This window comes from Bradyrhizobium brasilense (assembly GCF_029714345.1).
Taxonomy (GTDB): Bacteria; Pseudomonadota; Alphaproteobacteria; order Rhizobiales; family Xanthobacteraceae; genus Bradyrhizobium; species Bradyrhizobium australafricanum.
The window spans coordinates 1491724-1504538 of sequence record NZ_CP121669.1 but is presented as its reverse complement, the minus strand read 5'-3'; the positions used below and the strand labels follow the sequence as shown (position 1 = coordinate 1504538).

Annotated in this window: 11 protein-coding genes and 1 tRNA gene; 5 read left to right on the top strand and 7 right to left on the bottom strand. The window is 66.0% G+C overall.

Going from position 1 to position 12815, the window contains the following annotated elements; translation table 11 throughout:
• Nucleotides 1-6 precede the first annotated feature (6 nt).
• From QA635_RS06750 to QA635_RS06730, 5 genes are all read right to left on the bottom strand, one after another.
• Complete coding sequence (locus QA635_RS06750; RefSeq protein WP_018273595.1) at nucleotides 7-333, bottom strand: hypothetical protein; 327 nt, start codon at nucleotides 331-333, stop codon at nucleotides 7-9.
• 213 nt (nucleotides 334-546) lie between these two features.
• Nucleotides 547-840: a hypothetical protein gene (locus tag QA635_RS06745; RefSeq protein ID WP_341850416.1), complete on the bottom strand. Its 294-nt coding sequence runs from the start codon at nucleotides 838-840 to the stop codon at nucleotides 547-549.
• 200 nt (nucleotides 841-1040) lie between these two features.
• A tRNA-His gene (locus tag QA635_RS06740) sits at nucleotides 1041-1117 on the bottom strand.
• A gap of 188 nt (nucleotides 1118-1305) precedes the next feature.
• Entirely contained in the window at nucleotides 1306-1740 is a 435-nt protein-coding gene (locus tag QA635_RS06735; protein WP_028336028.1) for a phasin, read from the bottom strand.
• A 271-nt stretch (nucleotides 1741-2011) separates the two neighbouring features.
• Nucleotides 2012-2410, bottom strand: a complete 399-nt coding sequence (locus QA635_RS06730; protein ID WP_283068042.1) for a phasin family protein — start codon at nucleotides 2408-2410, stop codon at nucleotides 2012-2014.
• 355 nt (nucleotides 2411-2765) lie between these two features.
• Between QA635_RS06730 and QA635_RS06725 the strand changes: the two genes are divergently transcribed.
• Both QA635_RS06725 and QA635_RS06720 read left to right on the top strand, forming a co-directional pair.
• Nucleotides 2766-6668, top strand: coding sequence for a PAS domain-containing protein (locus QA635_RS06725; protein ID WP_283068040.1), 3903 nt, complete (start codon nucleotides 2766-2768; stop codon nucleotides 6666-6668).
• A 162-nt stretch (nucleotides 6669-6830) separates the two neighbouring features.
• The gene (locus QA635_RS06720) at nucleotides 6831-7658 is read left to right on the top strand and encodes a metallophosphoesterase family protein (RefSeq protein ID WP_283068038.1); all 828 of its coding nucleotides are present in this window, start codon (nucleotides 6831-6833) and stop codon (nucleotides 7656-7658) included.
• On the opposite strand, the gene QA635_RS06715 is transcribed toward QA635_RS06720, so the two are convergent.
• Both QA635_RS06715 and QA635_RS06710 read right to left on the bottom strand, forming a co-directional pair.
• The gene (locus tag QA635_RS06715; RefSeq protein ID WP_283068036.1) at nucleotides 7597-8082 is read right to left on the bottom strand and encodes a Crp/Fnr family transcriptional regulator; all 486 of its coding nucleotides are present in this window, start codon (nucleotides 8080-8082) and stop codon (nucleotides 7597-7599) included. The two genes, QA635_RS06720 and QA635_RS06715, sit on opposite strands and share 62 nt — an antisense overlap.
• A gap of 132 nt (nucleotides 8083-8214) precedes the next feature.
• Nucleotides 8215-9009 (bottom strand): alpha/beta fold hydrolase, encoded by a 795-nt coding sequence (locus QA635_RS06710; protein WP_283068034.1) that lies wholly within the window; start codon nucleotides 9007-9009, stop codon nucleotides 8215-8217.
• A gap of 155 nt (nucleotides 9010-9164) precedes the next feature.
• Between QA635_RS06710 and QA635_RS06705 the strand changes: the two genes are divergently transcribed.
• From QA635_RS06705 to QA635_RS06695, 3 genes are all read left to right on the top strand, one after another.
• Nucleotides 9165-9818 (top strand): GntR family transcriptional regulator, encoded by a 654-nt coding sequence (locus QA635_RS06705; protein WP_075969134.1) that lies wholly within the window; start codon nucleotides 9165-9167, stop codon nucleotides 9816-9818.
• Nucleotides 9815-11344 (top strand): aldehyde dehydrogenase, encoded by a 1530-nt coding sequence (locus QA635_RS06700; RefSeq protein WP_016842317.1) that lies wholly within the window; start codon nucleotides 9815-9817, stop codon nucleotides 11342-11344. The genes QA635_RS06705 and QA635_RS06700 overlap by 4 nt, the downstream gene beginning before the upstream one ends.
• Before the next feature lie 77 nt (nucleotides 11345-11421).
• Complete coding sequence (locus QA635_RS06695; RefSeq protein WP_028336020.1) at nucleotides 11422-12789, top strand: MFS transporter; 1368 nt, start codon at nucleotides 11422-11424, stop codon at nucleotides 12787-12789.
• The last annotated feature ends 26 nt before the right edge of the window (nucleotides 12790-12815 follow it).

The following is a 12815-nucleotide window of genomic DNA, read 5'->3' as shown; positions in this document are numbered from 1 at the left end:
CAGTGCCTAGCGTTTTCCGGCAGCTTTCGCACGCTCGCGCTCGATCCACTTGCGCTCGATCCAGCCGAGCAATTGCGCGGTCGGTTTCTGCAGGAACGGAACGTCCTGCGCGAACAAAAGGAGTCCGAGCGGCAGCATCCAGAGTCCGAGCACCGGCAGGAAGCTGAAGATGCCGCCGATGATGAGGAGGATCGCGAGCGGAATCCGCACATAGCGCGACGATGGCTTGCGCAGCCACGCGACGAAGCGCGCCGGCTTTTCCGGCAGCTTGGCTTCGAACCAGGCGAAGTGCCGATCGATCTCTTGCTTGTAGTATTCGCTCACGCGTCCCACTCCGTCCGTTCCACAGGCGGAACGGATTTGGCAAACCACACAAGCCCCACAGATGATGCTGCGTGACAGCGTCACAAGGCGTCAGTCTGTCGCGCATGACCGACTTGAAATCGCAGCCAGACGATCTATCGCGCATTTTCGCGCGAAGCGCACGATTGCGCGACGACACGCGTCAAGCTGGTGCCTCCTCGCCTGCGCGCGACGAGAGCCAGGTCAGTGGGCCGACTTCTTCGCCTTGTGCGATTTGGAGACCTTCCGCTTGGCAGGCCGCCGCTCCGCGCGCTCGCTCGCCTCGCGCGGATCGGGACCCGCGCGGAAGAATACGCGACAGGCCGGCGAGAGCTGCGCCTTGTTCCTGATCATGCAGGCCGTGATGCGATCGACGTCGGGAATCTCGGGGCTGCAAAGCCGGAACGCGTCCGGCGTACAGGCCTGCTGCTGGTCCGGCGTGTAGGCCTCACTTCGGCCCGGCAGCAGCAGCGCCGCCAAGGCGATGCTTGATATCAACGCAAACGAAAAACTCCTTGAACCGGCGATCCCCATGCATCCCCCCAAAGGTGTCACTAGGCGTCGTTAAGGCGTCGTGTCAGTCAGTTTGGGTGACGGGACAGAGAAGTGCAAGCGGACGCGATGACACGCCGGGCGACAAGGGCGAGCGACCTTGCTATGGTCTGATCTTGCGATGTCGCGCTGAGTGATCTTGCGGATGGTACAGTTGGGTGGGCTCGAACCACCGACCTCCTGTTCCACAGACAGGCGCTCTAACCAACTGAGCTACAACTGCATCCTGACGCGCGGCCCGCTCAAGCGGGGCGGCGATTTCGGGCGGAAACTAGGTGCAACGCCGCGCTTTGGCAAGGCCGTAACGCGCCGATTTCCGCTGTTATGTCGGGCCGTTCGACGGCCGCGTCCAGCAAAAAGGCCCGGACCGCTTCGGCCCGGGCCTTTCGCTGGTCTCCCAAACGGCAGCGATCAGGCGGCCGGCTTGTAGAACTTCGAGGCGCTGGCCTTGATCGGCTCGGCGGTCTCACTGGCGACCTTCTGGCCGAGCTCGGCCAGTTCCTTGGCCTGCGCGGTGTAGGTCTCGAACTGCTTGCGGGCGTGCGACGTCCACAGCTCGACCGCTTCGGTCGGCGACTTCACGCTGAACAGCTCCTGGGCGAAGTCGAGCGAGGAGGTGGTGTTGGCCTTGAAGAACTCGATCAGCTTGGCCGAATACTCGCTGGCGCCCTTGCTCACCGAGGTGAACACGGCCTCGACCGTCGAGTTGTGGGTCTCGGCAGCGTCCTTGAACTTGGCGTAGCTGTCGCGGGCCTGCAGAACGCCCTTCTCGGCGAACGCGCGCATCTGCTCGGGAACTTCAAACGGAATGATCGAGGCGGAAAACGGATCGGACGGGTTGGTCATACGTGTAATCCTTCGCAACGGGTGAGTAGATGTGACCATTGCGGACGTCCCGGAGCCCATCAGGCCGGGAGCGCTGAAATGGATCACGCTGCCTTGATTCACGGGAGTGCCCTTCGTCGGGCGCGCCTAATAAACACCCATATCATGTCAATTTTGTGCAACGCAACGTAAGATCGCGTGCGACGCCACATTTTTTATCTGGCGGAACAAAAGATTACCGCGGCCGACCGAGGCTGAACGCGCCGGGGTCGGCCGCGGCCAATGCGCCTCGTCAGTTCTTCGGCTTGACCGCGTCCATCGCGGCCCGGCTGACGGCCTGGCCCATCTCGCTGGCCTGCTCGGCGAGCGAGCGCATCTGGCCCTGCACATATTCGCTGTGCAGCCGCATCACGTCGCTGAGGTCCTTGGCCTTGAGCAGCGCCTGCGCGTAGTCCAGCGACGACTGCACGTTCTTTTCGGCATAGGACAGCGCCTTGGTCGAAAGATCCTTGGCGCCGGCGCGCACCGTGGCGTTGCGCTCCTCGATCTTGCCGGCGGTGTCCTTGGCGTTGGTCACGAATTGCTCGAACGCCTTGCGCGCCTGCTCAAAACTCGCCTCCGCCATCGACCGCATATCCTTGGGAATCTCGAACTTGGGGATCTCGAAATGGTCACGCCCGTTATCGCTCATGGTCGCTCTCCCTCGCTTGCTGATCGGCCCGCCGCTTGGCCCTGCGGGCCCAGGGCAAGATAGACGGCAGAATATATCGTGGCACTGCAATCGCAGGTGTGACGCGGCGCCGCCTGGTTCCGCATCGCGCGGCTCGCAGCAACCTCTCTTTAGCCCGACAACGCCAAACGGCTGTGGATCGTTCAGCCAAGTTAACGTTATCCCGGCTTAAGGCTGGGCAGTTTCGCTGCGGACATGGACCTGCCGTTCCCCAGTTGCGATACTAACCTTCTGTTAAGGCTGTCGTCCTGCGGCTGCCGGGCCTTCGGCTGAGCTTAAGGAAGAAAGCCAAACCCATGCGGTCAAATCTTGCGTGATGAGTGACGCGGAATTCCAGATCCAGGCGCTCGGCGATGTCAGGCTGGCGGATCATGCGACGGGCGCCCTGCCGGCATGGCTGTGGGCGGCCGACGGCGCACGGATTCTCTGGGCCAATCCGGTCGGCGCGCAGGTATTCGGTGCCGCCAACGGCGCCGAGCTGGCGAAACGCGGCTTCGGCCCGGCCGATCCGCACCGCCGGCAGGTCGCGCGGCTCGGCCACAGCCTGAACGCCAATGGCGCGGTCCGGCTGGAGCGGCTGCGCGGCTTCGGCGCGGCGCCCGGCATGCTCGCGACCTGCGGCTGCGCCCGGATCGACCTGCCGGACGGCAGCCACGGCATCCTGATGACCGCGCTCAACGCGACCGGCCGCGGCATGCCGCTCGCGGAACGCCTGCAGCGGCTGCTGCACGGCTTGCCGCGTCCGGCGGCCGCCTTCACCAGCAACGGTCTGCTGGTCGCAACCAACGAGGCGGCGCGTGTGCTGCCCGGCCTGCACGACCTCACCGAAGCCGGTCTCGATGCCGCGCGCGACGAAGCGCTGGCGCAGGGCCGCGCGGCGGCAAGCGTTGCGATCGGCCGCGTCGTGCTGCGGCGGATCGGCCACGGCGCCGATCGCGCGCTGGTCGCGTTGATCAAGCCGGCGCCGCATCTCGCCACGAGGCCAGCGGCGCCGATCACCCCTGCGCCGGTTGAGCCGGAGACGCCGGCGCGCGAAGCCCAGGCTCCCGCAGCGCCAGCGCAGCAAGAGGCCATGGCCGTGGAGCCGCCGCCAGCACCTGCAGTTGTCGAACAAGCCGTTGCGCATGACGAAGCGCCCGCGACGGCCTGCGCAGCACCGATCGCCTTCACACTGTTCGACGCGCTGGACCCGCAGTTGGAAGAGCGCGTCACAATCGAGCCGCTCGTCAGCGCGGCCAAATCCGAACCTGAGAATGCTGCTCTAATTGCCGCGGCAGCAGAGACGGCGCACGTAGAGGCGCCCGTCGAGACCGCAGCTCTCGACACCACGCAAGACGAAACACCTGCCGCCGAGGAACCTCTGTCGGAAGCACTGATCGAAGTGCCGGCCGGAGCGCTGGTCGAAGTGCCTGCGCAGCCTGCGTCGCCGCACGCGTCAGCAGAACAGGCAAACGCAGCGACAGCGCCCGTCGAGACTGCACCTCTTGACACCACGCCCGACGAAAGCCCTGCCGTCGAGGAGCCGCTGTCGGAAGCGCTGATCGAAGTGCCCACGGAGACGCACGCCGAAGAGCCCGTGGCGGAGTCCGCGCCTGATCTCGCAGAGACGGCCAACGCGCCGGAAACATCAGCGCCGCCGGCCGATCCCGCCCCCTCGCCCTATGCGATCGCGGATGCGCCCACGCCTGCGCCCGTCGCCGAACCGGAGCCCGCGACATTGGCGCCGGTGCCACCGCCATCCTGGCTCGACGAGCCGTTGCCGGTGCGGCGCCATCCGCTGCGCTTCATGTGGCAGATGGACCATGAGGCCCGCTTCTCGCTCGGCTCCGATGAATTCACCCGCCTGATCGGCCTGCACACCGCGGCGGGCTTCGGCCGGCTGTGGAGCGATATCGCCGAGAGTTTTGGCCTCGATCCCGAGGGCCGCGTCATGCAGGCGTTCGCCAGCCACGACACCTGGAGCGGCATCACGCTGCACTGGCCGGTCGACGGTGGCGGCCGGCTGCCGGTCGAGCTGTCCGGCCTGCCGGTGTTCGATCGTGCCAGGAATTTCGCCGGCTATCGCGGCTTTGGTGTGTGTCGCGACCTCGACGGGCTTGCGCGACTCGCCGCATTGCGCCGCTATGAGTTCTTCAGCGGCACGGTCGCGCCACAATCGCTGTCGGCCGATGTCGCGCCGGCGCCGCGCACCGTTGCGCCGCCCGGGCCCGCCGCGCCACAGGACAATCCTCCGCCGCACGCGGAGCCGCCGCCCGACACGACCGCAGCAGCACCACCCGAGGAATTGACCGAGCCGACAGCCGCAGAGACTTCACACCGAGCCGATCCGGATCACGCCGTGGAAACGCACGAGGAAACGCACGAAGTGCGTCACGACCCGCCACCGAATGTGGTGCCGTTCCGTCCCGCCGGCGACACCCGGCCGCCGTCGCTGACGCCGGTCGAGAACAACGCCTTCAACGAGCTCGCCCGTCAATTGTCGGCGCGGCTCGAGAACGAGGCCGGCCTCGCCGCGACCACGAACGACAGCGTGCCGGCCGAGCCGGTCGCCGAAGCGCCGCCCGCAAGCGAACCGCCGCAGCAAGCAGAGGCGCCAGCGCAAGAGGCGGTCGCGCAGCTGGAGACGGCGGCGGAAACACCAAAGGCCAGCTGGCTGACTGCGGCGGAGCCGGCGCCGCGCGCCGACTCCCGGCGCGACCGCGCGCTGCTCGATCTGTTGCCGGTCGGCATCCTGATCTACCGGCTCGACCGCCTGCTCTATGCCAACCACGCCTTCCTCTCGCGCATGGGCCATGACAGCCTGCACGCGCTGGAAGCCGCCGGCGGCCTCGACGCGCTCTATGTCGAGCCCGGCGTCTCGCAGGCGAGCAGCACGTCGGGCACCGGCACGCCGGTGACGATCTCCGCGAACCAGAGCACCGAACACGGCGCGCAGTCGGTGTCCGCGGACGCGCGGCTACACACCATCACCTGGGATGACGATTCCGCGTTGGCGCTGATCTTCTCGCGCACGCTGGACGAGGATGCCGCGATCGCCGCCGCATTGTCCGAGCCGGAGCCTGCGGCGGCCGCCGAGCCGCTGCTTGCGCCGGCTGAGCCGCAGGCCGGCCACGCCGACGCCGAGGAGCTCGGCGCGATCCTTGACACCGCGGCCGAAGGCATCATCATGTTCGATGCCGACGGCAACATCCATTCCTGCAACCGCAGCGCCGAGGCGCTGTTCGGCTATGACGGCGACGAGTTCGTCACCCGCAAGCTCGCCGATCTGTTCGCGCCGGAAAGCCAGCACGGCATCTTCGACTATCTTGCCAGCCTGAAATCGGCCGGCGTCGCCAGCCTGCTCGACCATGGCCGCGAGACGCTCGGCCGCGTCCGCCAGGGCGGCATCATCCCGCTGTCGGTGACGATGGGCCGCACCCGCGCCGATGGACCGAACTTCTTCGCGGTGTTCCGTGATCTCTCGCAAACGAAAAAGAGCGAGGGCGAATTGCGCGAGGCGCGGCGGCTCGCCGAACGCGCCGCCAACGCCAAGTCCGACATGCTGGCGCGGATCAGCCACGAGTTGCGCACGCCGCTCAACGCCATCATCGGCTTTGCCGAGGTGATGATCGGCGAGCGCTTCGGCGCGCTCGGCAACGAGCGCTATGTCGAATACATGAAGGACATCCGCGCCTCCGGCGAGCGGGTGATCGCGATCGTCAACGATTTGCTCGACCTGTCGCGGATCGAGACCGGCAAGCTCGACCTCGCCTTCGCCAGCCAGAACCTCAACGAAATGGTGGAGAGCTGCGTCGCAGTGATGCAGCCGCAGGCCAACCGCGAGCGCATCATCATCCGCACCTCGCTCGCCCACACGCTGCCGCCTGTGGTCGCTGACGCCCGCGCGTTGCGCCAGATCACGCTGAACCTGATCGGCAACTCGATCCATCTCGCCAATGCCGGCGGCCAGGTGATCGTCTCGACCGCGCTGTCGGATTTCGGTGAGGTGATGCTGCGCGTGCGCGACACCGGGCAGAGCCTCAACGACAACGAGGTCGCCGCGGCGCTCGAGCCGTTCCGCGCCCCGACGCCTTCAGATCAGGCCGGCTCCGGCGGCGTCAGCCTGTCGCTAACCAAGGCGCTGGTCGAAGCCAATCGCGCCAAATTCCAGATCAGGACCGGCGGCCGCACCGGCACGCTGATCGAGGTGACCTTCGCTCACGCCACAGCAAGGGCGTGAGCAGCGATCCGCCCTTCCCGCTCTTGCCGGCCGATTCCAGGACACTGCGAACATCTGTCGCGTCGGATCCGCGCGGCGCGGCATAGATCTTGCTGCCATTTAGCTCGTTTGAATTCATTGCCGTGCGGCCCCGCCCATTTTCCGGGCATTCGGATTTCACCGATGCGCTGTCTTGTCGTCGCCGATTTGCATTACTCATTGCCGCAGTTCGACTGGCTGCTGGCGGCGGCGCCGCAATTCGATCTCGTGATCTTCGCCGGCGATGCGCTCAACCTCGGCTCGGCGGTCGATTTCCGCGCCCAGATCGTCGTCGTCACGAAATACCTGTCGCGGCTCGCCGATCTCACGCGGGTGGTTTTCTGCTCGGGCAATCACGACCTCGACGAGCGCAACCCGGAGGGCGAGAAGATCGCGCGCTGGGTCGCCGGCATCCGGGAATTCGGCGTCGCGTGCGACGGCGACAACCTGACCATCGGCGACACACTGTTCACGGTATGCCCGTGGTGGGACGGCCCGCTGGTCAAGGCGCGGATCGACGAGCAGCTTCGCGCCGCGGCCGCGGTGCCGCACCGCCGCTGGATCTGGGTCCATCACGCCCCGCCGGCGGATTCGCCGACCAGCTGGGGCGGCAAGCGCTTCTTCGGCGACGCCGAGCTGCTCGGCTGGATCGAGCGCCACCATCCGGCGCTGGTGATCTCGGGCCATGTGCATCAGTCGCCGTTCATCCAGAGCGGCTCGTGGTTCGACCGGATCGGAGCGAGCTGGGTGTTCAACACCGGCCTGCAGCCCGGCCGGCCCCCGGTCTACATCGTGCTCGATCTCGCGCAGGACAAGGCGTTCTGGCTCGCCGCCAGCGACGCGCAGATGATCGACCTCAAGGCGCCGCTGTCGCGGCCGGCGGCTCCCGTGCACGAGGCGCCGGACTGGCTCATATCCTTGGATCGGATTGCCGATCCGAGCCTGGCGCGACCTGCATCGGCGGCAGGTTGATCATGCTCTGCAGCACCTCGCCGACCATCGCCAGATGGGTGCCGTGATCGGCATATTGATGCATCAGGTCGGCAAGATAGGTCGTTGCGACATGAAGCCGTTGCGCCAGCAGCTGCGCGATCAGCAGCGCCACCGCCGGCTGCTCGCGCAGGAACGACGCCGCATCGTCGAACTCGTACAGGACGCAATCAGCGGCCGTGCGCACCTTGGCGCTGTGCGCCCGGTCGAGCAGCACACTCATCTCGCCGAACACCGCACCGGGCTCGTCGATCACGGCGACCAGGCTGTCACCCTTGACGACTTCCACCTTGCCCTCTAGCAGCACGAACAGATGACCGGTCTTGCCGCCCTCCTCGATGAAATCCGTGCCCGCCGGCAAGCTGCGCCTGCGACCGCCGGTACAGTGATCAAGGATCGCTCGCATGTTTCATCTCCGTCTCCGGTCAGACTAGGCAGAGATGCTGTCGCGTCAAACGGCATTAGCTGGGCGTTCTGCCCAAATTGTCGGCACGCCGCCGCGTGACCCGCGGCGCGATTCCAGCCGTTTGCGCGTGCCTCAGGCGGGCGCGTTATGCTTGACCGCCAGGAAATCGCCGATCGTATCGAGGAACAGTTTTGGCGATTGCAGTTGCGGGACATGCGCACATCCCGGAATGACCCTGAGCTTGGCTCTCGGCAGGCCGCCTGCCAATTCGTATGACATCGGCGGCGGCGTCGCCTCGTCATATTCGCCGACCACGACGAGTGTCGGTACCGTCACGCTGCGTAGTTCGGCACGAAGGTCGAGGCTCGCCAGCGCGTCGCAGGCCGCGCAGAACACGTTGAGATCGGTGCGCAGGAATGCGTCGCGGCGATCCTGCATCAGCGCGGGATGCTGTGCCTGGAAATCCGGTGCGAACAGCCGGCGCATTGCGATGTCGGTGATCGCGGCGAGCCCCTTCTCGCCTGAAACCCTGGCCATGTTGCGAAACGCCTCGCGGCCCGGCTCGGAGAACGCCGCACCGCTGTCGGCGAGGATCAGCCGGCTCGCGATCGCCGGGTGGCGGATCGCCATCTGCAGCGCGACGAACCCGCCATAACCATTGCCGAGCACGATGGCCGGCGTGCCATCAGCCGCATCATGCACCGCGTCCGCCATCCGGTCGGCAATCGCGGCAAGGCCACCCTCGACCGCGCTCGACCGACCGAATCCCGGTAGTTCCGGCACGATGGTCCGAAACGACCGGGCAAGCTCCGGCACGATCGCATCGAAGCTCGCGCGATCCGACAGCAGCGAGTGAAACAGGACCAGCGGCGGCCCCTCGCCCGACTGGGCTGCGTTGACTGTGCGGTTGGCCAAAAGCCTGTCCATCGTCGCTCTCTTTCAAATCGCGCCCGAAATTCGCGCATTGGGGCTCCGAAGCGCCCCTGCGGACGATTGATAAATCAAATCACCCGGATTTCAAGGATTTCAGCTTGACGTGATATTTCACAGACGGCATTTTACAGGGCAGGAGACCCAATAAAATGATCCTTCTCCGCGAGAATATCTACGAAAACCTGCGATCTGATATTTTATCGTGTCAGCTTGCTCCCGGTGATGAAATACGAGAGCAGGATCTGGCCGAGCGTTACGCCGTCAGCCGCCAGCCGGTCCGGGACGCCCTGCTGCGGCTCGAGCGCGAGCACCTCGTGACGGTGCAGCCCCGCCAGGGCTACCGGGTCAATCCGATCTCGCTGTCCGACGCCCGCGATCTGCTGCGCTTCCGCCTTGCGCTCGAGCCGGCCTGCGTCGCCGAAGCGATCGAGAGCGCGCCCGACAGCATCCTGAAATCACTCGATGAATTCCGCCGCTTCTCCGGCAGCCATGAGGACTTCATCACCTACAATCGCGGCTTCCACTCGGCGCTGGCGCACGCATCGGGCAACCGCCGCATGGCAACCACGCTCTGCGACCTGATCGGCCAGGCCGACCGGCTGGTGCGCGTCAGCGTCTCCAATCTGAAGGGCCACGACCCGGCGAAGCTCGTGGCCGAGCATGTCGCATTGATCGACGCCATGCAGCAGCGCGAGGCGCGCACCGCGGCCCGCATCATCAAGGCTCACATCGCGGCGACCGAGAAGCGCGTGCTGCCGGCACTCAAGCGCAACGCCGTCATCGTCGAAGAGAGGTCATCATGAACATTCCGTCGAAGCCCGCGACGATCGACGTCGAGATCCACGGCAACTTCATCGACGGACGCGAGGTCGAGGCCGGAGACGGCGAGATGCTCGACGTCCGCAATCCCGCGACCGGCGACGTCATCGCCCGGATTCCGAATTCGACCGCCGCGGATATCGACCGTGCGATGAAGAGCGCGCGCGCCGCGTTCGAAGGCAAGGCGTGGGGCGGGATGGACACGAGGGCGCGCGCCCGGCTCGTCAACAGGCTCGCCGACGCGTTCGAGGCCAATCTCGACACGCTGTACCGGCTGGAGACGTTGAACAACGGCCGTCCGGTCAACGAAACCCGCGCGCAACTGTCGCGCCTGCCGGATTTCTTCCGCTACTTCGCCGGACTCGCGTTGTCGCGCCGTGATTCCGTCATCCCGGTCGAAGGCGCGTATCTGAACTACACGCTGCGCACGCCGATCGGAATCGTCGCCAACTGCACGCCCTTCAATCACCCGCTCATGATCTTGTGCAAGTCGCTTGCCGTCGTGCTGGCGACCGGATGCGTCACCGTGGTCAAGCCATCGGAATACACGCCGCTGACGACACTGAAGCTCGCCCAGATCTTCAGCGAGGCCGGGCTGCCTCCCGGCGTCTTCAACATCGTGCTTGGCCTCGGCCAGAGCGCCGGCAAGATGCTCGCCGAGCACGGCGACATCAACAAGCTTGTGCTGACCGGCGGGACCGAAGCAGGCCGCATCGCGGGCAGCGCCGCGGCGAAGGTGTTCGCGCACCAGACCATGGAGCTCGGTGGCAAGACGCCGGTGATGATATTCGACGATTTCGACGTCGACCGCGCCGTCAACTACGCCGCGTTCGGCGCCTTCATCGGCGCCGGCCAAACCTGCGTTTGCGCGTCGCGCCATATCGTGCAGGCCTCGATCTACGACGAGTTCGTCGAAAAGCTGCAGGCCAAGACCCGCACCATCCGCATTGGCGATCCGTTCGATCCGAACACGCAGCTTGGGCCGGTGATCTCGGCACGCCAGCGCGACCGCGTTCTCAGCTATGCGCGCTACGGTCATGAAGACGGCGCGCGGCTGCTCACCGGCGGCGTGGCCGCAAAGGTCGCGGGCCACGACAACGGCTATTTCGTCGAACCGACCGTGTTCGCCGACGTCAAATCCGACATGCGGATCTTCCAGGAGGAGGTGTTCGGCCCCTTCACCTCGGTGACCCCCTTCAAGGACGAGGCCGACGCGCTCCGGCTCGCCAACGATTCGCCCTTTGGCCTCGCCGCCGCCATTCGCACCCGCGACGTCGCGCGCGCGCATCGCGTGGCCGCCGCGGTCAAGGCCGGGATCGTCTGGATCAACGATCACCACCGGCTCGATCCGGCCTCGCCCTGGGGCGGCGTTGACGATTCCGGCATCGGCCGGGAATGCGGCACCGAGAGTTTCGACGACCATTTCAACACCAAGAGCGTGATGGTCGCGACCCACGAACAGCCGTTCGATTGGTACCGCGACACGGCCAGCCAGCGCCGGTTGAACTAGCCGCAGTCGAGCAAAGCGGCAAACCGCCCACAGATGGCGGGCCGCATCACCAGGAAACAGTCAAGGGGAGAGCGCATATGTCGACATCGGTCAATGCCGGGAGCCGCCTCGATCGGCTACCAATCGGACCATTCCATCGCCGGATCATGATCCTGATCGGGATCGGAATGTTCTTCGACGGTTTCGACATCTATATCGCCGGCACCGTGCTCGGCGTGACGCTGAAAACCGGGTTCTCGACGCTCGCCCAAAACGCCGCGTTCATCTCCGCAACCTTCGTCGGCATGATGCTCGGATCTTTCGGCACCGGCTTCCTCGGCGACCGTTACGGACGGCGTTTCACCTACCAGTTCAATCTGCTGCTGTTCGGCATCGCGTCCCTGGCGGCGGCGTTTGCGCCAAACATGGCCTTTCTGATTGCCTGCCGTTTCGTGATGGGCGTCGGTCTCGGCGCCGAAAATGTTGTCGGCTATTCCACGATGACCGAGTTCGTGCCGGCCCGGAGCCGCGGCAAGTGGCTCGGCTTCACCGCCGTCTGCGTCGTGACCGGCCTGCCCATCGCGCTGCTGGTCGCATCGGTCGTCGTCCCGCAATTCGGCTGGCGCGCGATGTTCGTGCTGGGCGGCGTCGGCGCCTTGATCGTCTGGTACCTGCGCAAGTCGCTGCCGGAGTCGCCGCGCTGGCTGGAGGCGGTGGGACGCACCGCCGAGGCCGAGGCGCTGATGCAGGCGATCGAGAAGGAAGCTTCCCAGGGGCAGCCCTTGCCGGCGCCCGCGGCTGCAACGCCGGCTCCGGTGTCGCCCGATCTCGCCACGCTGTTCACCGCGCCGCTGCTGTCCCGCATGATCGTCGGCGCGGTATGCCTGATTACCATCAATACGCTGCTCTACGGTTTCGTGACCTGGCTGCCGGTGTTCTTCATCAAGCAGGGCCTGTCCGTCGCGACCTCGTTCGGCTACTCGCTGCTGATGGCGCTTGGCGCGCCGATCGGCTCGGCGATCGGCGCCCTGACCGCCGACCGCTGGGGCCGCAAGCCCACGATCATCGGCGCATCGCTGATATCGATCATCCTCGGCGTGATCTATCCGATGATCTCGGATCCGTTCCTGCTGCCGGCCGTCGGCTTCGCGCTGACCGTGCCGATCTATGTCCTGGTCGCGCTGTTGTTCGGCATCTATATTCCCGAACTGTTCCCGACCGAGGTGCGGCTGCGGGCATCCGGCATCGTCAACACACTCGGTCGAGGTGCCACCATCGTGACACCATTCCTGGTCGTGATGCTGTTCGAAGCGCGCGGCGTCGCCGGCGTGATGGCCCTGATGATCGGACTGCTCATCGTGCAGATCATCACCGTATGGGCGCTCGGCATCGAGCCGCGGCACCGCAGTCTCGAGGAGCTCAAGGGCGAGGAATCACCATCCGCAATTCCGCAGGAAGCTTCGTGACACGGAGCGACCTTTCTCGCGACAGG

Excerpts from the sequence above, each read along its gene's own strand:
- QA635_RS06700 (WP_016842317.1), top strand. The coding sequence starts at position 9,815 with ATGAACATTCCGTCGAAGCCCGCGACGATCGACGTCGAGATCCACGGC.
- QA635_RS06695 (WP_028336020.1), top strand. The coding sequence starts at position 11,422 with ATGTCGACATCGGTCAATGCCGGGAGCCGCCTCGATCGGCTACCAATC.
- QA635_RS06720 (WP_283068038.1), top strand. The coding sequence starts at position 6,831 with ATGCGCTGTCTTGTCGTCGCCGATTTGCATTACTCATTGCCGCAGTTC.
- QA635_RS06730 (WP_283068042.1), bottom strand. The coding sequence starts at position 2,410 with ATGAGCGATAACGGGCGTGACCATTTCGAGATCCCCAAGTTCGAGATT.
- QA635_RS06735 (WP_028336028.1), bottom strand. The coding sequence starts at position 1,740 with ATGACCAACCCGTCCGATCCGTTTTCCGCCTCGATCATTCCGTTTGAA.
- QA635_RS06715 (WP_283068036.1), bottom strand. The coding sequence starts at position 8,082 with ATGCGAGCGATCCTTGATCACTGTACCGGCGGTCGCAGGCGCAGCTTG.
- QA635_RS06725 (WP_283068040.1), top strand. The coding sequence starts at position 2,766 with ATGAGTGACGCGGAATTCCAGATCCAGGCGCTCGGCGATGTCAGGCTG.
- QA635_RS06705 (WP_075969134.1), top strand. The coding sequence starts at position 9,165 with ATGATCCTTCTCCGCGAGAATATCTACGAAAACCTGCGATCTGATATT.
- QA635_RS06710 (WP_283068034.1), bottom strand. The coding sequence starts at position 9,009 with ATGGACAGGCTTTTGGCCAACCGCACAGTCAACGCAGCCCAGTCGGGC.